Source organism: Limisphaera sp. VF-2 (assembly GCF_049537125.1).
GTDB lineage: Bacteria > Verrucomicrobiota > Verrucomicrobiia > Limisphaerales > Limisphaeraceae > Limisphaera.
The window spans coordinates 1,561,822-1,587,050 of sequence record NZ_JBMVQY010000001.1 but is presented as its reverse complement, the minus strand read 5'-3'; the positions used below and the strand labels follow the sequence as shown (position 1 = coordinate 1,587,050).

General features: G+C 66.1%; 15 protein-coding genes. 7 read left to right on the top strand and 8 right to left on the bottom strand.

The features are described from left to right. Positions 1–1,102: 1,102 nt before the first annotated feature. Complete coding sequence (locus ACPDIT_RS05700; RefSeq protein WP_423442210.1) at positions 1,103–3,535, top strand: DUF4962 domain-containing protein; 2,433 nt, start codon at positions 1,103–1,105, stop codon at positions 3,533–3,535. A gap of 124 nt (positions 3,536–3,659) precedes the next feature. Here ACPDIT_RS05700 and ACPDIT_RS05695 read toward each other — a convergent pair whose 3' ends face one another. Next, positions 3,660–4,661 carry a PEP-CTERM sorting domain-containing protein gene (locus ACPDIT_RS05695; RefSeq protein WP_423442209.1) on the bottom strand — a complete coding sequence of 334 codons (1,002 nt, stop codon included), beginning with the start codon at positions 4,659–4,661 and terminating at the stop codon, positions 3,660–3,662. A gap of 544 nt (positions 4,662–5,205) precedes the next feature. Between ACPDIT_RS05695 and ACPDIT_RS05690 the strand changes: the two genes are divergently transcribed. Further along, positions 5,206–6,570, top strand: coding sequence for an NAD-dependent succinate-semialdehyde dehydrogenase (locus tag ACPDIT_RS05690; RefSeq protein WP_423442208.1), 1,365 nt, complete (start codon positions 5,206–5,208; stop codon positions 6,568–6,570). 110 nt (positions 6,571–6,680) lie between these two features. Here ACPDIT_RS05690 and ACPDIT_RS05685 read toward each other — a convergent pair whose 3' ends face one another. The 6 genes from ACPDIT_RS05685 to ACPDIT_RS05660 all read right to left on the bottom strand — a co-directional run bounded on the left by ACPDIT_RS05685 (position 6,681) and on the right by ACPDIT_RS05660 (position 16,479). Further along, a complete protein-coding gene (locus ACPDIT_RS05685; RefSeq protein WP_423442207.1) occupies positions 6,681–7,550 on the bottom strand; it encodes a sugar phosphate isomerase/epimerase family protein in 870 nt (289 codons plus the stop codon). A gap of 182 nt (positions 7,551–7,732) precedes the next feature. Further along, positions 7,733–10,153: a hypothetical protein gene (locus ACPDIT_RS05680; protein ID WP_423442206.1), complete on the bottom strand. Its 2,421-nt coding sequence runs from the start codon at positions 10,151–10,153 to the stop codon at positions 7,733–7,735. A gap of 33 nt (positions 10,154–10,186) precedes the next feature. Further along, positions 10,187–10,891: a hypothetical protein gene (locus tag ACPDIT_RS05675; protein WP_423442205.1), complete on the bottom strand. Its 705-nt coding sequence runs from the start codon at positions 10,889–10,891 to the stop codon at positions 10,187–10,189. 178 nt (positions 10,892–11,069) lie between these two features. Then, positions 11,070–11,705 carry a TetR/AcrR family transcriptional regulator gene (locus tag ACPDIT_RS05670; protein ID WP_423442204.1) on the bottom strand — a complete coding sequence of 212 codons (636 nt, stop codon included), beginning with the start codon at positions 11,703–11,705 and terminating at the stop codon, positions 11,070–11,072. A gap of 469 nt (positions 11,706–12,174) precedes the next feature. After that, positions 12,175–14,337: an alpha-L-arabinofuranosidase gene (locus ACPDIT_RS05665; protein ID WP_423442203.1), complete on the bottom strand. Its 2,163-nt coding sequence runs from the start codon at positions 14,335–14,337 to the stop codon at positions 12,175–12,177. A 243-nt stretch (positions 14,338–14,580) separates the two neighbouring features. Further along, on the bottom strand, positions 14,581–16,479 hold the full coding sequence (locus ACPDIT_RS05660; protein WP_423442202.1) for a hypothetical protein: 1,899 nt from the start codon (positions 16,477–16,479) through the stop codon (positions 14,581–14,583). Between the two features lie 331 nt (positions 16,480–16,810). On the opposite strand from ACPDIT_RS05660, the gene ACPDIT_RS05655 reads away from it, so the two are divergent. The 3 genes from ACPDIT_RS05655 (at position 16,811) to ACPDIT_RS05645 (ending at position 21,888) form a co-directional block, all read left to right on the top strand. Beyond that, a complete protein-coding gene (locus ACPDIT_RS05655) occupies positions 16,811–17,767 on the top strand; it encodes a sugar phosphate isomerase/epimerase family protein (RefSeq protein ID WP_423442201.1) in 957 nt (318 codons plus the stop codon). Positions 17,768–18,061: 294 nt separating this feature from the next. Next, the gene (locus ACPDIT_RS05650) at positions 18,062–19,858 is read left to right on the top strand and encodes a hypothetical protein (protein ID WP_423442200.1); all 1,797 of its coding nucleotides are present in this window, start codon (positions 18,062–18,064) and stop codon (positions 19,856–19,858) included. Continuing rightward, positions 19,846–21,888, top strand: coding sequence for an autotransporter-associated beta strand repeat-containing protein (locus tag ACPDIT_RS05645; RefSeq protein WP_423442199.1), 2,043 nt, complete (start codon positions 19,846–19,848; stop codon positions 21,886–21,888). Before ACPDIT_RS05650 ends, ACPDIT_RS05645 begins: the two co-directional genes overlap by 13 nt. Positions 21,889–21,928: 40 nt before the next feature. Here the strand turns inward: ACPDIT_RS05645 and ACPDIT_RS05640 are convergent, their stop codons facing one another. Beyond that, on the bottom strand, positions 21,929–23,422 hold the full coding sequence (locus tag ACPDIT_RS05640; RefSeq protein WP_423442198.1) for a hypothetical protein: 1,494 nt from the start codon (positions 23,420–23,422) through the stop codon (positions 21,929–21,931). A 165-nt stretch (positions 23,423–23,587) separates the two neighbouring features. Here ACPDIT_RS05640 and ACPDIT_RS05635 point away from each other — a divergent pair, with 165 nt between their 5' ends. Together ACPDIT_RS05635 and ACPDIT_RS05630 are read left to right on the top strand one after the other, a co-directional pair. Beyond that, positions 23,588–24,448 (top strand): MlaE family ABC transporter permease, encoded by an 861-nt coding sequence (locus ACPDIT_RS05635; protein ID WP_423442197.1) that lies wholly within the window; start codon positions 23,588–23,590, stop codon positions 24,446–24,448. After that, the gene (locus ACPDIT_RS05630) at positions 24,445–25,167 is read left to right on the top strand and encodes an ATP-binding cassette domain-containing protein (RefSeq protein ID WP_423442196.1); all 723 of its coding nucleotides are present in this window, start codon (positions 24,445–24,447) and stop codon (positions 25,165–25,167) included. Before ACPDIT_RS05635 ends, ACPDIT_RS05630 begins: the two co-directional genes overlap by 4 nt. The last annotated feature ends 62 nt before the right edge of the window (positions 25,168–25,229 follow it).

Genomic DNA, 25,229 nt, shown 5'->3' with positions numbered 1-25,229 from the left:
ACACTCCGGCGGAAGAGGCGGTTTCCCCGCCGGGCATGCCATCGCAGGCCCCGCGTTGGACGATCTGGCGCCCTGCTCGGGGAAGACAGGGGCGGTCCGCCACGGCCGAAGCCTGCAGCGCCCGAGGGACCTCCGGCCACTTGCCAGACCCCAGCCCGGTCCTCGCAGCGCCAATCCCGACCGCCGTGGACCACTCATCGTTTTGTGAACCTGGCAGGCTCCCCAACGCGAGAACCCGGCCGCAGGCGTGGGACCGTCACGCTCTTCGTCGCGGTGGGAACCCTTGGCGGGCGGAGCCTTCCCCGGGTGCCGGAAGATAGTTCCCGCGGTTTCAGGTGCCGGGACAGGTCGGGCGGGGCGTCGCTGCAGGATTTGGTTTGTCGACGTGACCCGGTGGCGGGGCCGAAAGAGATTGTGTGGGACGCGTGGTTGAGCGGGCCCGCGCTGGGGCGCGGGCGGTGGACAGTGAGGGTTGGGCGGAACGAATGCGGCGGGCTTGGCCAGATGCACTGAGCTGGCGGGTCATGAATTCCGAGGGCTCCGTGGCCACGCCCCGGTACGATTCCAGTGCGCATCCATTGGATGGGCCGGACGCCTGGTTGCCGGCGGGAGCACATACCGGTGGCGTGGGAGAGGAGGGGGATCATCGAGTTGGAACGGCCCGGCACGCTCCAGGGCGGCGGCACCCCGGGTGCTCTGGCACTGGACCACAAATCCTGTGAAAACGTCTTGGTGCCGGAGATCATGCTGGACGGGTTCCTCGGGTTCCGACGGCGGGCCGAGGGAGTCGAGTTGCCTCCGCGCCTGCCGCGGGACCGACCGGAACTTGCGGTGAACCGCATCCGATTTTTGGACCTCAGGTTCCGGATTGCGGTGTCGCGACACCAACGGGAGATTCAGACGGAGGGCCGTGCTGCCGAACCGTTGTGGTTGAGGTCACCGGAGGGGCCGTGGTGCAGGACCCGGCGCGGTCTTGACGGCAATCCGATGAGCGGTCATCCCGGGTGGTGGACAAGGGCCGGACCATGTGGCGGATGGCCCGGCCACCGCGTGGAGTGCCGCAGTGGGAGCGGCCAGAGGGCCGGGAAGATCGATTCCAACGATGAAACATCAAGGCGGTTGCAAACGGGCGTGTGGCCTGTGGCTGCGCGTGGTCTTCATGATCGGCGGGTTGACAGTGGCTGCCGACCTTCCGGCCGCGCAGCCTCCCGCAGCTTCCGAACCGCCGCAGGTTTCGGACCGACCGGCCCGTCCGGATGAAATCGGGTACCGCCCAAGGGAGGGAGAGGTCGTGCCATTGAATCCTCCCGCGTTCACATGGTTGGTGGACCGCGGAGCGACCCGGTGGGCGGTTCAATGGAGTCGAGAGCCCGACTTTCGGAAGGCCGAGACCGCCGAGGACCTGCCCTTCAATGTTTACGTACACGCACGCCCCTTGGAGGCCGGCCGTTACTTTTGGCGTTACCGTTTCGTGACCCAGGAGGGCCGGACCTCCACTTGGAGCCGGGTGCGATCCTTCGTAGTGCCCACGAATGCTGTCGTTTTCCCCATGCCGACGCGGGCTGAACAACGGGCCCGGCTGCCTCAGGGACGGCCCCGGTTGTTCCTGCGCCCGGAGGATTTGTCCCGTCTGCGGGAGTGGGCGAAGGGGCCTGGCGCAGCCGAGTTCGCGACCTTGCGGGCCGCGGCGGATCGGTACATCGAAGCCGGCCCGACGCCGGAGCCCGAACACCTGGGCTCGATCAACGACCGGAGCAATCGGGAAATGGTGCGTTACTGGTGGCCCAACCGGGAACAGGCGCTCCGCGCCTGTCAGGAAGCCGAGACCATCGCCTTCGTCTATCTGATTACCCGTGAACCCAAGTACGCCGCGGCCGCACGGCGCTGGATTCTTCACCTGGCCTCGTGGGATCCGGACGGTCCCACCAATTTTCGCCTCAACTGCGAGGCCGGCAAAGTGATGCTGCACCGCCCCTCGCGCGCCTACGACTGGGCCTGGGACGTGCTCACGGAATCTGAGCGGGAACAGGTCCGCCAGGTAATGGCTCGCCGGGCCCGGGATGCGTGGAACAGCGGCGAAGTGGGACGCGGCGTCGGCCATTTGGAGCGGCCATTCAGTTCGCATGGCAACCGCACCTGGCACAAACTGGCCGAGACCGCCATCGCCTTTTACGGGGAGATCCCGGAGGCGGAAACCTGGTTGGACTACGCCGTGCACAAGTTTTACGCGGCCTATCCGGTGTGGGCGGACGACGACGGGGGCTGGCACGAGGGCCTGAGCTACTGGGCCGGTTACATGGGGAAGATTGTCTGGTGGTGCCAGGTGGCCGAAGCCGCCCTCGGCATCGACAGCTTCCGAAAACCGTTCTTCTCCCGCGTGGGTGAATACGCGCTGTATGTGGCGCCGCCGGGCTCACCCAACATGGGGTTCGGCGACCTGTCCCATAACACGCCTTCGCGGAGCTGGGGTGCGTTTTTGGAGTATTTCCTGCGGCGCGGCGGACACCACCCGGACGCGGCGCACGCTCCCGAATGGCGTTGGTGGGCGGAGCAGTGGCGGATGCAGCCGGCCGAGGGTGTGCTCGGCTTCCTGTATCGCGCCACCCTGGCCCCGTTGCCCGGAGCCCGGCCCCCGACGAATCTGCCGGTGTCCAAGGTGTTTCATGGCATCGGCGTGGCCAGTCTCCATACCACGCTGCTGGACAGTGCGGACGACGTGCATGTCCTGTTCAAGTCCAGTCCCTTCGGATCGCAGAGTCACGGACACAATCCGCAAAACAGTTTCCAGTTGAACGCCTTTGGCGAGGCGTTGCTGACCACCTGTGTGTATCGCGATCTCCACGGCAGCCCGTTTCACACGCGCTGGGCGTGGAGCACGCGGGCGCACAACGCCGTGTTGGTGGATGGCGAGGGCCAGGTGCCGCACTCGGCCATGTCCACGGGGCGGATCGTGAAAGCGATCCTGACTCCCGCCTGGGATTACGTGGAGGGCGACGCCGTGGGCGCCTACGGAGGCCGGCTGACACGGGCGCGACGGAAACTTTTGTTCGTGAAACCGGACCTCGTGGTCTTGTGCGACGATCTGGCAGCGCCGCGACCGGCGACCTTCCAGTTCCTGCTCCATGGCCTGAGTCCGTTCCAAGTGGACGAGGCCGCGGGCCGGCTGCGACTGGAACGGCCGCGCGCCCGTTTGACGGCGCAGTATCTTGCGCCCGTGCCGCTGCGGTTCCGTCAATGGGACGGCTACGAGCCGCCACCCGACCGGGCCTTCCCGAACCAGTGGCACGTGGAGGCGTCCACGCAAGAGACCCGGGATCGCATCCAGGTCCTCACAGTGTTGCAAGTCGCCCGCCCGGGCGGAGAACCCTCGTGGGGAGAAGCGGAGGGGATCTGGTCGAAGAGCGCCGTCGGGGTGCGGCTGCGCGGGCCGTCGGGCGATCTCTGGCTGGGCTTTCGTCTGGGCGACGAAGGCCGCGCGGAGCTGGGCCCGGTCCGGTTCGACACCCCGGTGATCGTGCAGCGCGAGGGCAGGTGAAGGAGTCTCTCCGCGCCGATCCAGCGAGATCGGCGAGGGCTCTCCCGTGGGAAAACGAAGGCGCCGTTCGATCCGAGGCCGAACCGGCGCCTGCTTTGAAATGCGCGAACCGGGCGAAGAAGGATCAGCGGACCAGCTTGCGGCGCAAGCCCCAAACGCCCAGGCCCAGCAGCGCAAGGGCTGCTGCGGAAGGTTCCGGAATTGGCGCGATGATCCCGATGAGGGTGGTTGTGCCGCCGTTGAAACGAGTGTCACCGTTGGCGGTCAGGAAAGGAGCCTCCGGAATCGGCGTCCAAACGCCGTCGTCGTCGGTCACGGCAGCAATCAGACTGAGGCTGCCGATGTCCCAGTACTCGACGCGCCGGATCCCGTTGGCCAGGTCGTTGGGCACGTAAGCACCCCAGCGGCCGGCAGTGACGTTGGTGTGCCACAACGTTGAGGGCACATCCGCGATCCCGTCGGGTTCGACCCACGTGGCCCAAATGGGCCGGCCGGCACCGGCGACGTTGTCGTAAAGCAGCACCATGGTCTCGCCCGGGGCCCCGAGGGAATCGCCCACCAGGAACGTGGCCTGGTTGGCACCTTCGGCAGTGCCCGGACCAAGCATCAGGAGCGTGCTGGTGGTGTAAATGTTGCCAGCGACGCTCGTGCCGCCCGCCCCGTCATTGAAAACCAGGCCAAAGCGCACCTCGTTCCCCACGGCGAATCGGTTGTTGCCCGTGGGCACCAGGGCAAACCACCCGGAGTAGGAGCCGGAGGCGTCCGTGGTGAACTCGGAATACCGATTGGCCATCGCAAACTCGTCATTGGCGAGCAAGGATCCCCCCAGTCCCTTTTGCGTCGTATACCCCTGGATGTAGCCCGCATTGTTGGCGACGGAGTTGATCCCGAAGTAGTTCCCCGCACCGGTTCCGGTGGGAACGTTTGTGTCACCCGAGACGTAGTATCGATAGGTTGCGTTGGGCTGGAGACCGCTGATGGTCAGCCATGCCGCGCTCGGGGCCCGCAGCGCGGTGCTGTTACCGTTGATGCCGTAGCGGGGCAGCGCCACTTCGGTGAGGGTTTGCGCCGTCAAACCGGTGGCCGACAGCGCGAGGATCAGTGGGAACCATCGGATCGTTTTCATCGCAGACCTGGATCTGGAGTGGTTTCGTTTGACTTCCGATGGCGCTATTGAACGCCGACCGAAGCCGACTGGCAAGGCAAACCGGACGGCAGTCAGGTGACGGTTTCATTACAATGGAAACCGGCCGGTGGGCGGTGTGTAAGGAATCCTGCCGCTCCTTTCCGTGGTGGACCGAGAACAGGGTCCCGGTCCCTGGTGTGCGAAGACCGGGTGGGCTTGGGCCCGACAGATTCCGGGGCTTGCGCAACGAGAGCAGGGCTGCGGAGCGACGACCGCAGGCCCAACGTCGCCAATCAGAGCCGGGCAGTCTGGCGATCTTCGAACCGCGGCTGCCCCAGCCCGGCAGGCCAGGGCAGTCGCTGCCTCGAGGGACGGGAAACTGTCGGGGACCGGCTCCGGCACCGAAGAGGGTCCGCCCGCGGGCGGGAACAGAGGGTTCGCACCTCCGCCTCGAGCCCCAGGGCCGAGCCCGACTGCTGCGCGGCAAATGCTTGCCGCCGGACCTGGAGCGGGAGGATGTTTGAGCCGAAAAGGGAGCATCGCCATGTTGGAATCGATCTGTCCCGTTACAGGCCGGCTGGTGCGGCGGGTACCGACGATGTCTGGCGAAGAAGTGGAGCGTCGCCTCCGGAACGCGGTGCGGGCCTTCGAGCAATGGCGCCGCATGGAATGGCCCGAACGGGCCGGAGCGTTACGGGCTTTGAGCGGGGCCCTTCGATCGCGGGCCGCCGAGCTGGCGCGCCTGATGGCGGAAGAGATGGGCAAACCGGTGGTGCAGGGACGGGCCGAGGTGGAAAAATGCGCCTGGGTCTGCGAGTTCTATGCCGAGCACGGTGCGGCTTTCCTGCAGCCCGAGTCGGTGGCCACCGAGTGGCGGCGCAGTTATGTGGCCTTTGAGCCGCTGGGACCGATCCTCGGCATCATGCCGTGGAATTTCCCCTTTTGGCAGGTGTTTCGCGCGGCGGCGCCGGCCCTGGCCGCCGGCAACGTCTTTGTCCTCAAGCATGCGTCGAATGTGCCGGGCTGTGCGCTGGCGATCGAGGAACTGGCCCTGGCCGCCGACCTGCCCGAGGCCACCCTGCAGGTGTTGATGGTGGGCGCCGCCCAGGTGGAGAACCTGATCGCCCACCCTGCGATTCGCGGCGTGACCTTGACGGGCAGCACATCGGCCGGTCGCACCGTGGCGGCACGAGCGGGCGCCATGCTCAAAAAGACCGTGCTGGAACTCGGGGGCAGCGATCCCTACGTGGTTCTGGAGGATGCCGACCTGGACCTTGCGGCCGAGACCTGTGTGAACGCGCGGCTGATCAACACGGGACAGAGCTGCATCGCAGCCAAGCGATTCATCGTCGTGGAGGCGGTCCGTGCGGAGTTCGAGGCACGCGTGGTGGAGCGCATGCAGGCCCGGGCGCCGGGCGATCCCTTGCAGGAGACCACGGCTTTGGGACCGCTGGCACGGCGAGATTTGCGAGACGACTTGCACCGGCAGGTGGAACAAAGTCTGGCATGCGGCGCGCGGCGACTTTGCGGGGGAACCATCCCCGAGGGACCGGGGGCGTATTACCCATGCACCGTCTTGACCGATGTACGCCCCGGGATGCCGGCGTTCGATGAGGAGACCTTCGGCCCGGTGGCGGCCGTCGTGCCGGCGCGAGACGAGGCGGACGCGCTGCGGTTGGCGAACCAGAGTCCCTTCGGATTGGGCGCAGCCATTTTCACCCGCGACGTGGACCGGGGCGAGCGCCTGGCGCGCGAACACCTGGAAGCAGGGGTCTGCTTCGTGAACGATTTTGTGCGATCCGACCCGCGCCTCCCCTTTGGAGGGATCAAAGACTCGGGGTACGGACGCGAGCTGGGCGTCTTCGGCCTGCGGGAGTTTGTGAACATCAAGACGGTGTGCGTGCGGTAAACCCCGGGACGCACAGGCCCCAGAACCGAGGGAGGACCGCGCAGAAAGCCGTTTGGCGTGAGGAGCAAAGTTCAGGGGAAGGGACCGTAAGCAGCACACCCGCCGGCGTCTCAGCTGCTCTCCACGATGCCCAGTTCGCGGAGGGTGCTTCGGAGCCAGGCCAGGGACTCCTCGAGCATGGGGCCACCGGCGCCCTCGCATTCGATGCTCAGAACGCCGGTGTAGCCGGCATCGCGGAGCAGGCGCAGACAACGCCTGATGTTCTCCGCATTGACCCCCTGGCCCAGCGGACAGTGACTGACGGCGATGCCGGTCAGTCCCCCGCGGAGGGATCGGGCCAAAGATTCTGAAACGTCTTTCACATGGACATGGCTGACGCGCGGCAGAAAACGGGCCAGAAAATCCGCCGGGTCCTGCCCGGCAATGAACGTGTTTCCCGTGTCCATGTTGAGGCGGAGACAGGCACTGTCGCTGAAGGCGAGCATCTCGGCCAGGTACCCGGGGCGGGTCGTGAAATAACCATGGGGTTCGATGTTGACGATCACCCGGTGCGCTTCCGCCACCCGGAGGATTTGTTGGTAACTGCGCCTCATCTGGGCCATCACTTCCGACTCCGTCATGCCTTCCGGGGCGTGCAAGCCGTCCGTGGTGTCCACGCAGGGACAGCCGGCATGCGCCGCCCAGGCAATGGCCTTCATGACATACGGCACGCCCCGCAGCGGCCCGTCCTCCTGCGACAGCGGGAAGGCGGCATCCACCTGCGAGAAGCGGACACCGTATCTTTCCATTTTGCGCCGAAGCAGCACGGGGTCTTCATAGAGGGCCACGTGCGGCTGATAGCCCAGACCGTGAATCCAACTGACGCCGTCGATGAGACCGCACTCGATCCAGTGCACCTGATGGCGCTGTGCCCACTCCAGACACTTGTCGAAGGACCAATAAGCGGAGTTGAACGCGTCGGTGTGGAACCCAATTTTCACGGCTCTTCCCTTTCCCTTTGCGCCGGTCATGGCTGCGCGAGCGGCAGGCCAACTCCCCCCTCGCTTCCGGGGAGGAAGCGAGGGGTTTCCCGCCGAGCATGTCCTGCTCGGTTTCGCCTGCCGTTCCGACGGCAGCCGGGTGGATGCCGGCTGTGTTTTCCGTCCCTGACACCGGGTGCGGCTCATTGCCGGACCCGGAAAAACTGGCGGACCTGTTCGATGGGCAGGGTAACGCCGGAAGAGGCGTCGGGCACCTCGCTCCAAGGGCCGGTGATTTCCGGGGCTCGTTCCAGTCTCCCCCCGCCGCTCCATTGGAGCGTGATCTGGTTGCCATTCCGGCGGATGAAAAGGCGCGGGCCCGCGAAGATCGGCTCAAAATAGAAGGTGCCGGCGGCATAGCGGTTCACCGGCCCCGTATCGGGCGTGGCCGGGAACTGTCCCGCAGGGCCGTACCTTCCGGAACCGACGAAGATCAGCGACCCACCGCTGAAGACCTGGAGATCGGGCAGACCCTGGGCGTTGCTGAAGTACCGCTCGTCTCCGCGCTCGTCCGACCCGTAGCCCGAGACGGCGATGACGCCTTTGAAGCCGGCCGGCAGGACCAGGGGTTCCGGCAGGGGCTTGAATCGGCTGCTGTCGCGCAGGGTGCCTGGGTCTTCGGGGGTGAACTCCAGACTCGCCAGGGCCTGGCGCGTGTCGCGGTCATACAGCACCGCCAACAGGGGCAGATAGAGCCCGTCGGCCCCGTCGTCGTACACGCCCAACTCGGTGATCCGAACGGGCCGGGCCACGTCGAAGTCCATCCCCAGGGACCCGCTGAAGGTGCCGGCGGCCGCCAGACCGACCGGCACGATGTAGGCCACGCCGGCCTGGCGCGGATTGGGCGTGGAACGCACCAGATTCGAGTCCCGGCTCTCCTGACCGCCTTCCGCGACCGCGCGGATTTTGTAGAAGACCTCGACACCGTTTTGCAGGCCGGTGTCACGGAAGGTGGTGTGCGAAGTCTCGGCCACCGTGACAAAGGGCCCCTCGGGATCCGTCGCGCGCAATACCCGATATTTTACGGCGGGCAAGGGATTCGTGATGGCCGACCAGAAAAGGGTGACGGCGGCGTCCTCGTAGGGGACCACGACGAACAACGTGGGAGTGCCGGGCCGCTCGGGGGGGAGCACCTCGTACTCGAAGGTGCCCGCCGAAAACCTCGCCGCCGGTCCCTGGTCGATGACACTGGGGAAGACTCCGGCGAGCGAAGCCCACCGACTCGATCCCACGAAGCGAATCGACCCGTTCCCGTCGTGCAGGGACCAGATGATGGCGTTGGTGTCCCCGTGCGAGTTGAGCAAACGTTCCTCGGCTCCGTAGCCGTCGGCCTGAATCACGCCCTTGAATCCGGCCTCCAGCCGCAGGGGAGATTCCAGTTCCTTGAATCGCATCCCCTCGATGAGCACGCCTTCGCCCGGCGCAAAGCCCACTTCGGCCAGCACCTCCTCGGTTTCGCGATTGAAGATCCGGGCGGTGAGCGGCCGTTTCAGACCGTCGGCGCCGTCATCGAACACGCCCAGCCGCTTGATGACAATGGGGTTTTCCACGTCGAAATCGAGACCCAGAGACCCCCCGAAGGCCTGATTGCCGCGGGCCGCAGGGGTGAAGTAGGCAATCCGATGGTTCGAGGCCAGCACATAGGGCGCCGTGCACCAGATGTCGGAATCCGGTCCCGGCCGACCGTTGGAGGCGATGGCGCGCACCTTGTAACACAGTTCCACCCCATTGGTCAGATCGAGGTCCAGGTAATTCGTGGACGACACGCTGGCCAGGGTCACGAAGCTGTCTGTGCCGGCCGGCGCGCGCAACACCTCGTAGCGCACCGCGGGCACCGGGGACGTGACTGCCAGCCAGAGCAGCAGCACTTGACGATCCCCCGGCCGGGTTGTGAGCACCGGTTTTCCGGGCGTCACGGGCGGCGTGGTCTGAAACTCGAACGTACCCGCCGCATACCGGGCAGCCGGCCCCTGGTCCACGTCGTCCGGAAAGGCCCCCGGCGTCGTGCCCCAGCGGCTGCTGCCGACAAAGGCCAAAGAACCGTCGCCGTCCTGCGTGGTCCACACAATGTTGGCCGGGTCGTTGAGTCGGTTGCGCAATCGTTCGCCGGCTCCGTAGCCTTCAGCCGTGATGGTGCCCTGGAACCCGATCTCCAGGCGAATGGGACTGGACAGCGACTTGAACCGGCTGCCCCCCACCAGTTCGCCGGGATCGTCCGGGGTGAACTCGATCGAGGCCAGCTCCGTCTGGGTGGAGCGGTCCCACAATCGCGCGGTCAGGGGGAGAGTCAGCCCGTCCGAGCCGTCATCGAACACACCCAGCCTGGTGACGAGGATGGGGTTGTTGACGTCGAAGTCCATGCCCAGCACGCCTCCGAATTCCTGATTGCCCTGGGTCCCGGCGGGCACCACGTAGGCGATGAACGTCGCCTGGCCCGAGGCGGTCGACGGCAGGGCGAGCAAGGCTACCAGGGCGGTTGCCAGGGTGGAGACCAAAGCGTCCCGGCCAAGGGGACGCCCGCGCAGGACCCCGCGGGTCCGATGGTTCGAGGTTGCAGTGTTCATGGTTGCATGGGGTTGGAGTTGAACAACGTGGGGTTAAAGGGGTGTGGTGGGCGGTGGTTGGTCGGAGTCCCAACCTTCGAAGCTGTGGTTGAGCCACCAGTCGGTTTCCCTGGGATTGCCGCGGATGCGTTGGGCGCTGTTGTCCGCCTTCACCACGTTCATGCCGTTTTCGTGCGGCATGTTTTGCGCCCGATGATAGGGAATCTCCCAGATGAGGACGGCCTTGCTGGGATTTCGTACATCACTGGCTCTGCGGCCGCTGATCGGTCTGTTCAAGGCGTAGGCGCGTTGCCAGGGATCATAGTAGATGTGCGACCAAACATAGCTGACGCCGTCGTTGTCATAGAAAAAGTCCCGGCTGAAGACGTCGTCATAAGATCCGCGCAACACGATTTTGGCCCGGAGTCCCGAGGGGCAGGCGTAGAGGCCGTGGAGGGGCTGATAATTGGGGCGCGGCCCCTGGGGCTTGACCGGATTCGGCCCCAGGTACGGCTCGAACATTTCGGGCATCCACTTGTCTCCGATTCGGTATTCGAGCCCCCAGGCCCTGCCCCAGTTGAGCATGCGCGGGATGCGGTTGTCGAAGTCGCCGGCATAGAGGGCGGAGGCCAGCCCCATTTGCTTGGCGTTGTTGAGACAATAAACGCGGTAGGCCCTGGATCTCGCCCTGGCCAGGGCGGGCAACAGCATCGCCGCCAGGAGGGCGATGATGGCGATGACCACGAGCAGCTCGATCAAGGTGAAGCCGCGGCGGCTCCGGGGCGGGGTCGTGGGACGGCAGCCGATTGGCACGCCGCGACCGGGTCTGGTTGGAGGGGGACGGTACTGCATACTGTTCGGTATGGAGGGGGAGCCAAATGTACTGGTCAGTATGGTTCGCAGCAGGAGCTCCCGCTGCCGGGGCAAGCACCGGAAGTCAGCCGTTTCGGGATGGCTTCGGGGCCGGGAAGCCGAGGATCTCCTTCAGACCTTCCACCAGCCGTTCTTCTTCCGTGGGAGAACAGATCTCCGGTTCGAACAACGCCCGCAGCTTGATGCCCTCCATGGCGGCCAGCATCAGATTGACCGCCTGCTCGGCATCCGCCACGTGCACCGCGCCGGCCACGGCTGCGGCCCGCACCAGCCCGATGTAGAACTCCCGGACGCTGTCGTAGAACTGCTGCCAGCCCCGGCGCAACTCCGCATCATGGACGGCCGAAGTGAAGATCTCCATGGTGAAGACACGGTTGGCCTGGTCCATGAGGCAGGTGCGCACGGCCACGCGCAGGGTGTGCTCCAGGCGCGCGGCGGGGTCGGTGACGCCTGCCAGCGCCTCGTTGATCCGGCGCTGATACATGCGGTAGTAGTGCGCGCAAGCGGCGTGGATCAGTTCCCGCTTGGAATTGAAATGCCAGTAGAGACTGCCCTTGGTGACGCCGGCATGCGCGGCGATTTGGTCGAGATTGACCCCGTCGAAGCCCTTTTCGGCAAACAACGCGAAGGCGCTGGCGGCCAGCTTGGCCGGCATCCGCCGATCCGCCCGGGCACGAGGCGATGGGAGGCGAGCCTTCACGCAGGCGACAAAATACCGATCGGTATGGCGTTGTCAAGCGGCTTTTGTTGATGGTTCGGATTCCGCTCCGTCTCGGCAGGGGCTCCGGGCAAACCAGGTCTCTCCCGTCGCGAGGCCGTGATCCCTCGACATGTTCGCAGGGCGCGTTGCCCACATCCGGGTCGCCCGGCCGGCGCGTCTCGGATTCGCGGGTGCGGCAGGGCTGCGGCGCGAGCCGTCCACAGGGTTTCTCGGGCTCGGCGCGCACCGATCCGGCCGTGGGTCTCTTGGGAGAGCCGGGCTCTGGCGGGCAAAAAGCGCCGGGCTCGGATGTGTGTGGGCTGAGGGCCAACACTGGCTGCTGCACTTGGACGGGGAGTTCTCCCAAAGAAGCCGGGCTGCGAGATCGGAGCCTTCTTGTCGGCGGCTTGCAGGCCGTACAGAGGGGCACAGGCCTGATCGGCTTGGACTCGCAGGGTTGCTTGCGGGCTCAGGGTTCCAGGCGCGCCCGCCAGAAACGCTGCGGGGCGGTCGGCTCGACGGGCAGTTCCAGGGTCCAGAGACCGTCGGTGGGCTGGTTGGTCGCCACGGCCACCCAATGGAGCAGGTTGGAGGAGCTTTCCAGTACGTGGAGGACTCCGGGTGGGCCGATGGTTTCCAGTTGCCAGCGGAACGGATCGGACGTTCGCGTCAAGCCCAGCCGCGGCGGTTCGAGCGGCGCCGGGTCGAAGGTCCACAACGTCAGGGAAAGCGGCGGGCACAGATTCGTCAGCACTGGGCCGTCCACGGCGGCCTCGAACCGGGTCAAATCCTGCGCGGCGGCCGGACCGTTTGTCCGGGCGGCCTCGTCCTGAGGGATCCCGTAAAAATGCACCGTGGCGGAGCTGCGGGGGCGGAAGCCCCGGATTTCGAGCCGGGCGGTCAGAGGGGTTTGCGTCGTTTTGTTGAGCAGCAGGACGGTGAGACTGCCGTTGGTGCGGCGGGCGGCGTGGGCGGCCAGCCAGGGGGATTCGGAAGTGGCCTCCACAATGGCATCGCCCGCGCGGGCAAAGAGGGACATCAGCTTCGCGGCATAAAAGACCGGGTGACGCGTGGCGGGCCCGTTGATCATGCCGAGGTCGCCATAGGTGCGCCACCCGTAGAGGGTTTCGTCGAAGGCACCCTGCGTGTCGGTGCCGTTGCGGAGGTTCCACCAGACGAAGGCATTGAACTCGGTGCGCATGAGCCGGCCGAGGCTGTCGGCGTAATACAAGGCATTGACCAGGCTGGTGGATTGGCTGCCCTGGGAACCGGCGTCGATGTTGTTCTCGGTGACCACCAGTTCGATCTGCTCCCCTCCGGGGCCGAAGTAATCCTCGATTTGCCGACGGAGATCGGCCGCGTCTGCGGCCCATGTTTCCGTCGAGAGCAGGGCCATGGCATCGCTGACCGGAATGTGCAGGGGGTTTTCCGGGGTCCACTGGGGGTAATGATGGTGCACCAGGAAGTCGGGGCGCACGCCGAGGTTGCGCAGGGCGGTGAGCAGCCGCGGGGTCCAGCCGTAGCGGCTCTGCCCGGTCCGCAGGTTGACGCCGGGAAAGTCGCGGTAATCGTTGTCGTAACTGTCTTCACCGGGCACGGCGACCACGCCCACGCGGATGGTGGGATCGACGGCTTTCATTTGCCGGATGTACTCGGCGGCGCGCACGGCATACGTGTAGGCGTCGTGCGGGCGTGCGTTGGTGTCGTATTCCCACGGGCCATAACATTCGTTGCCGATCTCCCAGTAACGAATCCCGAAACGCCGGGTTACGTTTGCGTACCGCACCCAGGCCGCGGCTTCCTCGGGGGTGCCGCTGCCGTAGTTGACCGTGATGAAGATTTCGGCGCCCAGGTTGGTGGCCACGCTCATGAATTCGTCGAAGCTCGTCTGCCACTGCCAGGTGTTGGTGAGGGTGCGGTTCGACTGCCAGTGGTACTGGTCGGAAAGGGATCCGCCCGGGAAGCGCAGTGTGGTGATGCCCGCTTCGCGCAGCAGGGCGACGGTGCGCTCTCGTTCGGGGGTGTTGTCGGCAAAGTCTCCGTCCCAGATCACGGCATTCACTCCGAACCAGCGGGTGTCCGCGACACGGACGATCCGCGCAGCGTCCACAGCGACTTGAACGGGCGAAGGCGCGGGCCTGGCGGTCAGCGACATGTCGTCGATGTAAAAGCTGCCGGAAGTGCCGTTGGCGCGAAGTTGCAGGGTGATGCGGTGGAGGTTGGTGCTGGAGGCCTTGCCGAGGGCGCTCAAGGGGACGACAAACTGGCGCCATTGATGGGCGGGCAGCGGATGGGGCAACACGTAGGCGGGGCCGGCGCCCGCGTCGTCCTCGGCCAGCACCTGCAACCGTTGTCCGCCGGTGGTGCCGCCATGGGCCCAAAAGACAAGGCTCTCGTACAGGCGGGCGTCGAAGGGATCGCGCCGAAACGAGAGGCCCGGCCACTGGGCGGCGTTTCCGGTGGCGCGAATCGCGGCGGTCCCCCGGTGGACCACGCCGGTCTCGAAGAGGTCACGGTCGATCCAGCTCCAATCGGCGAAGCCGTTGACGAGTCGATCGGTGTAGATCCAGAGTGGCGCCTGGCCGCGGGCCGCGGAAGCACCCAGGAGAATCAGGAGCAGGGGCCAAATCATCGGGTCACGCCTTCGAGGGAGAGGTTCTGGATGCGTGGAGACCGGGGTGTTCGGGCGTCGTCCTGATCGCAGGCTGCACGGCTCAATGACCAATCGGATCCGGGTGGGTGGGACTTGAGGTTCTGCGATGAACCCGGGTGCCGCCAGCCCGCCGAGAATGAAGCACGGGAGGGTGGCCCGTACCACCCTCCCGTGTTACATCTCGGCTCCAACCGGGCCACTCGCCCGGGCGTGGAGGGCCAGTTACTGCAGTGGCCTCACGACGACCGCGCTACTGGTGCCGGTCTTGGTTGGATCATCCACGCTGGTGGCGGTGATGGTCCAAGTGCCTTCGGAGCCGAAATAGGCACCTGCGAAGGTGACCGTGCCGTTGACCATTGCGGCGTCGGGCGGGAACACCGCCATGGTGTCGTCACTGCTGAGATGAATCACGTGATTGATGCCGCGCACGGGATACCAGTTGTCGTCCACGGCCATGACCACCACATCGAAGGGTGTCCAGGCCATTTGCGGCGTCGGCGTACCGGTTTTCCCGGTGGGCGTGCCGGGCGCTGCAGTTTCTCCGGGCAGCAGCACGAGCAGTTTGCTGAACACGCGCTTGCCCAGGGCAAGGAACAGCGAGGAGGAACTCGGCAGGTTCTCCGTGGTCAGCAATACTTGTCGCGCCCCGCCCAGGGCAATCGGAGGCCCGGCGGCCAGTTCGAGCCACGGGCTGGCCGTGAGGTTGGTGCGGGCCATTACGATGGCATCGGAATCTGCCGGCAGGGTCCAACGGAACCAATAGCGCGCGGTTGGCGGCACGACCAGCACGCCGGCGGCGTTCTCGGCGGCGATGCCCCAAAGTTCGGTGTTCAGGCCGGAACCGGAGAAGTCGTCGTCCAGCGGGGTGGGCACGCCAGTGATTTGCACGCGCGAGAGAACCACCGATTTGCCCAGGTTGGCGAAGGAGTTGGGCTGGGCACCCACGTGGACCGCCACCGGCCCGTTGAAGTATTGGACCCACTCGGCCGGAATGGTGAAGTTGGTGGACGTGCCACTGGGCGTCAGGATCGTGACGTCGGTGTTGTTGTTGAAGATGACCTGCCAGGTGCCCTCGTCTTGTTCACTGTACACCGTGGCCAGTGTGCCGTGGCTCCAAAGCATGCTGTTGCCCGAGCCCTGGTTGGTCTTGACCATGAACCGGGCACTGGCACCCGGACCGGCTCCGCCGGAGATCTGAACGAACACAATGTTGGTGGCGTTCCAGTCGATGGCCGCGTCGCCCACGCCCCAGGGCAGGTTGTCCTGCGTCGGGGCCAGGAAGATGTGCGCCTGGAAGCCATTCCAGCCGCCCTCGGGACGTTTCTTGATGGTGACTGAGTAGGTGACGGGTCCGGGAGCCCCCACCCAGCCATAGGTGTCGCCACGGGTGTAGATGCTCTGGCGCTGGTATTGGCCGGAACCGGAGGCAATCAAGTTGAGCCCGGTGACCGTGGGCGCGACGGACACCGTGGGCGGGGGCGGCGGGGCCACCGCGGCTTGCAACTCCAGGTTGTCGATCCAGAACGCGATGGTGTGATTGAGGTTGGCCGACGGATCCCAGCGTTTGAAGACCAGCGCCGTGGCTTCTTCAATGCCGGCCAGTTGGGGGTTGATGGGCACATCGATGCGAACCCAACGGTTGGAGGCTTCCTCCGGCACGGTCACCGTGCCCAGCGACACCAAGCGGCCACCATCCCAGTTGGCGCTCTGGGGATGAATGAAAACGCCGAGCCGGTCCCCCGAGGTGTTGAACACGCTCAACGGCATGGACGAATTCTGGCTGTCCCACTTGAGCCAGATTTGGAGGTTCGTGAACAGCGTGAAGTTCACGGGCTTCGCGTTATGCCACGCCCAATCGCCGAAGGACCGCGCGACCACGTACGTGTTCTGTCCCCGAATGGTGTCCGCGGTGATGTACGCAGAGCCGGAGTTCGGGTCGCCGTTGGCGTCCTGACCGGGGTCGAAACTGATGGATCCATTGCCCCACCAGGTGGCCCACCATTGGGAAGGCACGCCGGTGTCGAAAGTATCAATGACGTAATTGGTGTTCTGCGCCTGGAGGCTGCTGGCGGCCAATACCAGAGCGGCCGCACAAGAGGCCCAAACGGACGGTTTTTGCATGGCTTTCATAGGAGGTCTCGGTTCCGGGCATCCCGGGATGCGGGGCCGGACAACAACCGTTCGCCAAAGATGTCGTAAAGTCGACATCTCCGCGCCGGCCGACTTGTCCGTCCGACAGCGTCCATGCGATGCCCGTATGGTTCCGGGTTTGCTTGCTTTCAAGCTACCACTGCTCGGACGGCTGTCATGTCCCCAGAATTCATGACACGCGCGCAGGGCTCTGCGAAGGGCGAGGGGTCCGAGAGGCATTCTGGCAAGCGACGGTCAACCTGCCGGGGCTTCCGACACTTTTGACATTGAGTTGGCTCGAAGAGCACCGTCGAATGGGCCCATGCGCATTTCAAGACGAGGCTTCTTGGCGGCCGGCACCCTGGCCGCCGCCGCACCGGTCCTGGGCTCTCCCGGCCTGTCGGCACGGGCGCCGATTCCGCAACGGCGCATTCGTTTGGGCATTTCCACGTACTCCTACTGGCATTTTCGCAGCGAACGCGTGCCGATCGAACGGGTAATCGAAAAAGCGGCCGATCTGGGCGTCAGCGGCGTGGATGTTCTGCATCGGCAAATGGACATCCCCGAACAGGCGCCCTTGGATGCCGAGGCCCGGGCCTACTTGCGCCGGCTGAAACGGCATGCGTTTCGCAACGGCGTGGATCTGATTTGTCTCTCGACGCACCAGAGTTTCGTCAGTCCCGATCCGGCGGTGGTCAGCCGGAATGTCGAGCACACCCACAAGTGCATCGAAATCGCGTACGAACTGGGCATCCCGTGCATCCGGATCAACACCGGCCGGTGGGGAACGATTCGCAGCTTTGACGAACTGATGGCCAACCGCGGGGTGGAACCCGTGCTGCCGGGATATACGGAGGAGGACGGGTTTCGGTGGTGCATTGACGGGATCGGGCGCTGCCTGGACAAGGCGGAACAGTGCGGCGTGATTCTGGCCCTGGAGAATCACTGGGGATTGGCGCGCACCGCGGAAGGCCTGTTGCGCATCGTGCGGGCGTTGCCGTCGCCCTGGCTGGGCGTGCTCATGGACACCGGCAATTTCTTGGACAACACCTACGAACAGCTCCAGCAGATTGCGCCCCTGACGGTGTTCGTCCAGGCGAAGACCTACCCCGGCGGCGGCGAGTGGTATACCCTCGACCTGGATTATCGGCGGATTGCGCGCATCCTCGCGGAGGCCGGTTACACCGGTTACGTTTCGCTGGAGATGGAGGGCAAGGAAGATCCGGAGACCGCCGTGCCCAAGAGCCTGGCTCTGCTGCGGAAGGCCTTTGGTCTCTAACTGCGCCCTCCGGGAGAGAGCGGGCCCGTCGTCAGAACCGGCACCGCGCCGCCCCGGGGCAGAGCCGTTTGCTTCCGGCCTTTGTCGGCCCCGGAGTTCCCGGGCTCCGGGCGGTGCAGATTTTTCAGCATCCCCTGCACATTTGCGAAATGGGCATGCCTCGACCGCGGGCGTAGGTTGAATCGTGCGGTCCGGCCCAAGGGCCTTATGAACCCGCCCGGCCCGAACCAGCGGGCAGGGTGGCAATACGACCCGGGCCGTCCAAGGTGAGTCGTCATCGTCGAGAGACAACCCATGAGCGCGCAAACCCCGATTCGTCGCTGGCTCTTTCCGCAAGGCATGCTCCGCTACACGTCCTTCCTGTTGATGCTTGGTGCCGGGTTGGCCGCCCGGGCGCAGACGGCGTACTGGACCGGCGGTGCGGGCAACGGGTTCTGGCACGACCCGGGTAACTGGGACCTGGACGGTTTGGGCGTTCCGACCCTGCCCGGGCCAGGGACGAACGTGGTCATCGGAGCGGGCGCGGTCGTGACTTACCTGGAGCCGACGGCCGCCATGCCGGTGGGGCCATTGACCCTGGCCGGCCAATTGTGGGTGTCGGCCCCCGGTCTGGTGGTGGACGGGGCAGGCCTGGCCGGGCTGACCCTGGAGCCTGGCGGCTCGTTGCAGGTGACCGCAGCCGGAGTCCTGGTGGTGACCAACGGAGGGACCCTGGCCTTCAATACCGACAGCAGCTTGTCCCTCGACGGCGGCGCGGTGTTTCTCACGAACCATCCGTCCGGCACGGCCGTGCTCAACATCGGGGTCAACGGCAACAACAACGGCGCGGGTGTAACCAACCGTGGCGGACACCTTGTGACGGAGATCCCCGTGCTGCTTCGGGGCCGGTTCAGTCGGTTCCTGCACCAGGGCGGGCGACTGGAGCTCCGGGCCGGCGGGGGCATTTACGAAGGTTCCAATGACCAGGAACGGCCCTGGCTGATCGACGGAGGGGAGGTGTTCCTGGGCGATTTCAGCATCTCTCGAACCACACCGGCCGGTGGCCTCTTGATCAGCAACGGCAACGTGGTGGCCACCAGTTTGCGCGTGGGCACGCACAATTCGCGCGCTTACGCCACGATCTACGGCGGCGCCCTGACGAACACGGGCCTCTTCACGATCGGCGATCGCACCAATGGCGCCACCAGCGGCGATCGTCGCATCCGGTTCCAGGTCCGCGGCGGCACCGTCGTCAGCACCGGCCCGGACGGCATTGTGGTGGGGAACCAGTCCAACACGGGCGTCGCCGGCGACAGCGTCATCGGGGCCACTCTGGAAATCAGCGGTGGTCAGGTGCTGGCGGAAAAACTCACGCTCATCCGCGACGCCACCTTGCAAAACGCGCACGCGACGCTGGCCCTCTCCAATCCGGGCGCAATGTACCTGGGCAGCGGCGGACTGCAGGCCCACGTGGGCGTGGCCAACACGTCCTATCGGGTGTACCTGGCCGGCGGCCTCTTGGGGGCTCTGGCGGATTACGAGATCGGGGCAGATGCGACGCTGGCCGGGGGCGCCACGACGTTTCACACGGCGGATCCCGTCGGACAGCCCCGAAGCATCACCATCGGGGGCACACTGGGCGGCAGCGGCGGCCTGCTCAAGACGGGCTCGGGAGTGCTCGTGCTGAACGGGCCGGCGCCTTACACGGGTCGAACGTTCGTTCGGGAAGGGCGACTGCGGATCGGGCACCCGGAGGCGCTTCAGAACACGCCGGCTTTGGAGCTGTCCGAGGGGGCGGTGCTGGACGTAACCCCGGTGCCGGGATTCACCTGGGCAGGGACGCGGACGTTGAGCGGGCTGGGCCGGGTGGAGGGTGGATTGACCCTGCAGAACGGCGGCATCCTGGCGCCCGGCCTGACGAATCGAGGCGGCCCCTTGGTTGTGAGCGGTTCGCTCACCCTCGGGGAGGGCGCCATCTGCGAGCTGGTTTTGGCCCGGGATCCCAACGCCCCCGACGGCGATCGCGTGGAGGTCGAGGGCGATCTGATCGTGGCCGGCGCGGTCACCCTCGTGCTTTCCGGCGGGGGGCGGCAGGCAGCGTGCACCCGCTGATCCGCTACACGGGAACGCTGGCGGGGGATCTGTCGGCGATCCGACTCTCCGGTTTGACGGGCGTGCTCAGTAACAACACGACCACGGCCAGGGGGCTGTACCTGGTGATCACCCAGGCGGTGCGAGCGCCGACCTCGCTGGTGTGGGTGGGCAACGCACAGGCCAATGTGTGGGACACTCTCGGTCGAACCAACTGGCTCAATCTGGCACTTCAATCGCTGGATTCGTTTGTGCCAGGGGACCGCGTGCTGTTCGACGATCGCGGCACCGGTCAGGGACCGGTGCAGATTCCCGAAGCGGTCCAGCCGGGCGAAGTACGCGTGGACAGCGTGGGCGATTATCGCTTCACCGGGCCGGGAGGCATGGGCGGAGCGATGGCGCTTTTGAAAACCAACCACGGCACGCTCGTCGTCGAAACCACCAACACCTACACCGGCATCACCTGGTTGGCCGGCGGTGTGCTCGAGACGCCGATTCTGACCCCCGGCGGAATGCCCAGCGGCGTGGGCGCGGCCACCGCGGATCCCCTTCACCTGCAGTTCGCCGGCGGAACGCTTCGCTACACGGGCCCGTCGGTGACGGTGGACCGCGGGGCGTGGCTGCACGAACCCGGGGGCACGATCGCAGTGGCGTCCGAATCCACCACACTGACCTGGCAGGGATTGCTCACGGGGCCGGGCGGGTTGACGAAGGCCGGTCAAGGCACGTTGACGTTGTCCTCTCCCAATACCTACGTGGGCCCCACGCTCCTTCGAGAAGGCACGTTGCGCCTCCAGGTCCCCGGTGCTGCCGGCACGAATCGAATCGAGCTGGCCGGAGGCACCCTGGCGTTGACCCTGCCCAGCGACAACGACCTGCTCAACCCGCTGCATGTGGCCGCGCGCAGTCGGCTGGTCATGGGCAGCGCCAACAATCGCATCAACGGTCCGGTGACGGGCTCGAACACGCTCGACGTCAGCATCGCCGCCGGTACGGTCCTGACGTTCAACGGCGATCTGACCAATTTCACCGGCACCTTCGCTCTGGGAGACAGCGCGGGCACCTTCCGGTTCAACAGCGGCGGCGGCAACACGACACTGGGTTGTCCGAACGCGACCGTGGACCTGGGGCAGGGCAGCGCCACCTTGCAGGCGCGCAACGCCGGCACAATGTATGTCGGGGCTCTGCGAGGAGGCCCCTCCACCCAGGTGCTGGGCCAGGGGAGCGGCAGTGGCACGCTGACGTGGACCATCGGCTCCAAAGAAACGGAATCCTTCACCACGTTCGAAGGGACCATCGCCGATGCCGCCGCTTCGCGCCTGGCGGCGTTGACCAAGGTGGGCCCGGGCACGCTGCGCCTGACCGGTACCAGCACCTACACCGGCCCGACACGGATCGAAGCCGGCGTGCTCCAAGTGGATGGCTCTCTCGGCTCGACACCGGTCACCGCCGCGGGCGGCACGTTATCGGGCACGGGGATGTTGAACGGACCGGTGGACATCCAAAGCGGCGGCACGCTCGCCCCGGGCGCCGGGCTCGGCACTCTCACCGTGGCCCACACCCTCACCCTCGGGCCGGGGAGTGTCACCGCGGTGGAGGTGGATGCCGCCACCGGCGCGAGCGACCTCGTAACGGGTTTGTGGGCAGTCACCTACGGCGGCACACTGCGGGTGATCAAAGTGGCCGGTGCGTTCGCCCCCGGGCAACGCTGGAAACTGTTCGATGCCCCCGGCACTTATTACGGAGCCTTCGACGCGGTGGAACCCGCTGCGCCAGGGCCCGGCCTGGCGTGGGACCTGAGCCAGTTGACGGTGGACGGCACCGTGGGCGTGGTGAGCGTGGGCGAAATGCCGCGTCTGGAATTCGTGCGGATCCCCGGGGCACTGCAACTGCACTGGACCGGAACCTACCGGTTGCAGGTCCAAACCAACGCGTTGAACGTGGGGCTGGGGACGGAGTGGATGGACTATCCCGGCGCACCGGCCAGTGGCGTGATCATTCCGCTGGACCCGACCGCGCCCTCCGTCTTCTTCCGCTTGGTGGCACCATGAGGACCGAGCGGGCGACCGGGCTCGATGCGCAGCGCAGGGGTTACCACTGTCGCAGCCGATAGAAAGCGCCCGGGTCGCGTTGCACGGCGTTCGTGTCCACTGCCGGTGGCTCCAGATACACCGGGCCCCACGGCTGCCACGGTCCCTCGAGAGTGAGGGCGCGTTCCAACTGGTAGAACCGCCCGTTGCCCGTCCAGTCGAACTGCAGATGCGATGTGCCGGGCGGACGCCACAGCTGCAACCGCGGTTCCATGGTCACCGCAGACCAGACCGGGTCCGTGTCCGAGACGATCTGGAGCGCGTCCAGGCCGAAGTCAGCCAGATCCTCCAGGGGCTGAAACGCGGCCAGTAAATCTCGATTGTGCGCGACCACCCACCCCTGGTCGCTCAGCAGGTCGCCCGCACCGTACCGGTTGCCCTGCTTGTCTTGGAAGAAGTTCTCGACCGAAAACCAGATTTCGCCGTGGGGCCACACGTAGAGGGCATCCAACCCGGGGTCCTGCGCGGGATCGGCAGGTTCAAAGGGCGACAGAAGCTCGGGAAAGCTGCGGACTACGCGGCCCGCGCTCGAGAGCAGGTCGCCGCGGCGAAGTATGCGACGCAGCCTGGCCGAGGTCACTTCGCGGTCGATCGAAAACCAAAGCTCCCCGTCCGGCCGGACCACCAGGGCGTCCACGTTTACCTCCTCCACAGACCCTTCCGGCTCGAACGCAGCCAGCAATCTCTCCACCGCTTGCACGACCCGACCCCGCTCGGACAACAGATCGCCCTCGCGCAACCATTGGCCGAGGGATTCGCTCCACGCGCGGGCCCGCACCGAAAACACCACTTCCCCACCCGGCAGCACGTCCACCGCGTCCAGGCCCAGTTCCGGCGGCGGCGGCATCATGCCCAGCCGTCCCAGCAGCTCCCATTGGGACCGAACCACCCGGCCCTCCCACGACACCAGATCGCCTTCACGACGCGGCTCGGCCGTCCCCGTGCCGGAACCGGGCGTAAAGCCGTGCACCGTGGAAAACCACAAATCCCGGACCGGGGCGGCCTCCACCAGCAACTCGAACGTTTGAATGAACGTTCCGTTCGTTTGCAGCAACGGGACGCGAAGAACGGGCCAGCGCCGTTCCACCACCGGTGAAAGGTTCGTGAACCAGGCCTCCCGAACTCCCTGAGCGGTTTCTATGGTCAACCCCAGCACCACCTCCTGAAACACCGCCAGCTCCCCGAACCACCGCTGCACCCCCTGACCCCGCACACGATAAAGGGGCAGGCCCGCCCCGCCGGCCGTCCAGTCGATGCCTTCCCATGCATACACGACCTGGATCGGGTTGGCCTCCACGAATCGCACCCGAAACCGCCCGCGCAGCGGCAGCGGGATTTCGGGTCGGCCACAAATGTCGCAACGATCCACCAGGCGGCTGGCAGGGAGCAGGGTTTGATGAATCGGGCCGGGGGTGGGTTCTTGTCCGGAAAGGCTTCCCGCCAGGAAACCTTCTGCCACCGACCAGAGCACCAACAGGATGCGGGTTGTTTTCATTGCGACCAACTCCTTGGCATTTCGGGTGACACGCGCGCCGGTCCGGACCGGGTGGAGTCTGCGGCCCGAAAGTGAACCACTGCGGTACACTACGCCGGCGGGTGCCGGGCCTCAAGGGCCCCAATACACTTGCTGCCGCTGCGGCGGATCGTAGGCTGCAAAGGCGTGACGGTCAGCGAAGCCATGGATCCTCTGCCGCCGCAGCCTTCCGGCCGCAGCGCTTTCGAAGGTTCCTTCTCGTTGGTTGTGCTCGGCCGCCCGCTGATCCGGGCGGCCCGGACCGCGCGCGGTTTGCTGGCGTTCGCGCTCATCACGCTGGGCGTGCTCTGGACCAGGGGCGGACGGGCTCCGGCCCTGGTGGGGCGCCTGGTGCGGCAGCAGGTGGTCCGCGCGGGCGTGAAGCTGCTGCCGCTGTTTCTATTCCTCGCCCTGGCCCTCGGCTTTCTGGTCATCGGTCAGACGGTCGCCTGGCTGTCTCGACTGGGCGCCATCGACTACCTGGGCACGGTGATGGTGTTGGTCATGGTGCGCGAGTTGGGACCGTTGCTGACCGCGCTCGTGGTCCTGACCCGGGTGGGCACGGCCCTGGTGGTCGAGCTGGGCACCGCGCGAGCGCTGGGCGAGGTGGAAGCATTGGAGGCACTGGGCATCGATCCCGTGCATTACCTGGTCGTGCCTCGTGTCGTGGGCCTGGCGCTGTCCGTCCTGGCACTCACAGTGTACCTGCTTCTGGGCACGATCCTCAGCGGCTACCTGTGGGCCTTCCTTCAGGATGTGCCGCTGACACCCGGCGAGTATTTTCGCCAACTGGCCGCTTCGTTGCGCTGGTTGGACTTCGTGGTGCTGGCTCTGAAAACCGCGGGCTTCGGGACGGTACTCGCGGTGGTGACCTGTTATCACGGCCTGGCGCGACCCCTGCGGCTCGATGATGTGGCCCCGGCCACCGTCCGTGCCATGGGCCAGGCACTGGTGGGCTGCGTGTTGTGGGATGCCCTGTTCCTCGTGGTCTATCTGGTCGGCGCATGAACGACGAACCCGCCACCGGGCAGGTCCTGCTGCAAATGGACGATGTGGAGGTCGGTTGTTTTCACGATCCGCACCGCGTGGTGCTCCGGCATGTGCACTGGCGGGTGTCGGAGGGCGATTTCTGGATCGTGGCGGGATTTCAAGGCAGCGGGCGCACGGACTTTCTCCTGACGGCTGCCGGTCTGCTGCCGGCACGCGCAGGTCGCATCCAATGGTTTGGGCAACCCGCTCCCCAAACCGAGTCGGCCCGGCTGACTCTGCGAAGGCGCCTCGGCCTGGTGTTTGAAGACGGTCGATTGCTGTCGGAACTGACCGTGTTCGAGAACCTCGCCCTGCCCCTGGCCTACCACGGCATCGGTTCGGACGCAGAAATCGCCCGGGCAGTGGCGAACATGCTGGACGCAACCGAGCTGGGTCCGTGGGCCCACCGGCGTTCCACAGCTTTGCCGCGCGCATGGCAGCGGCGTGCCGGCCTCGCGCGCGCATTGATGCTGCAGCCCCGCTTGTTGCTGGTAGATTGCCCGCTGCAGGGTTTGGACCGGCGACACGCGGGCTGGTGGCTCGCCGCTTTGGAAGCCCTGCATGCAGGTCGATTTCCCGGCCTACAGCATCCGCTCACCCTCGTGGTCACCGCCGAGGATCCGGCGCCTTGGCGGTCTCCGGGCCGGACCGTGGCCTGGTTGGAGCAGCAGCAGCTCAAGCAGGAACCCAACCCCTAGCCGCCATTGCCCAAACCTTTCCCATTGCAACCCGGGGCTCGCACGCACCGCTTCCGACCCGA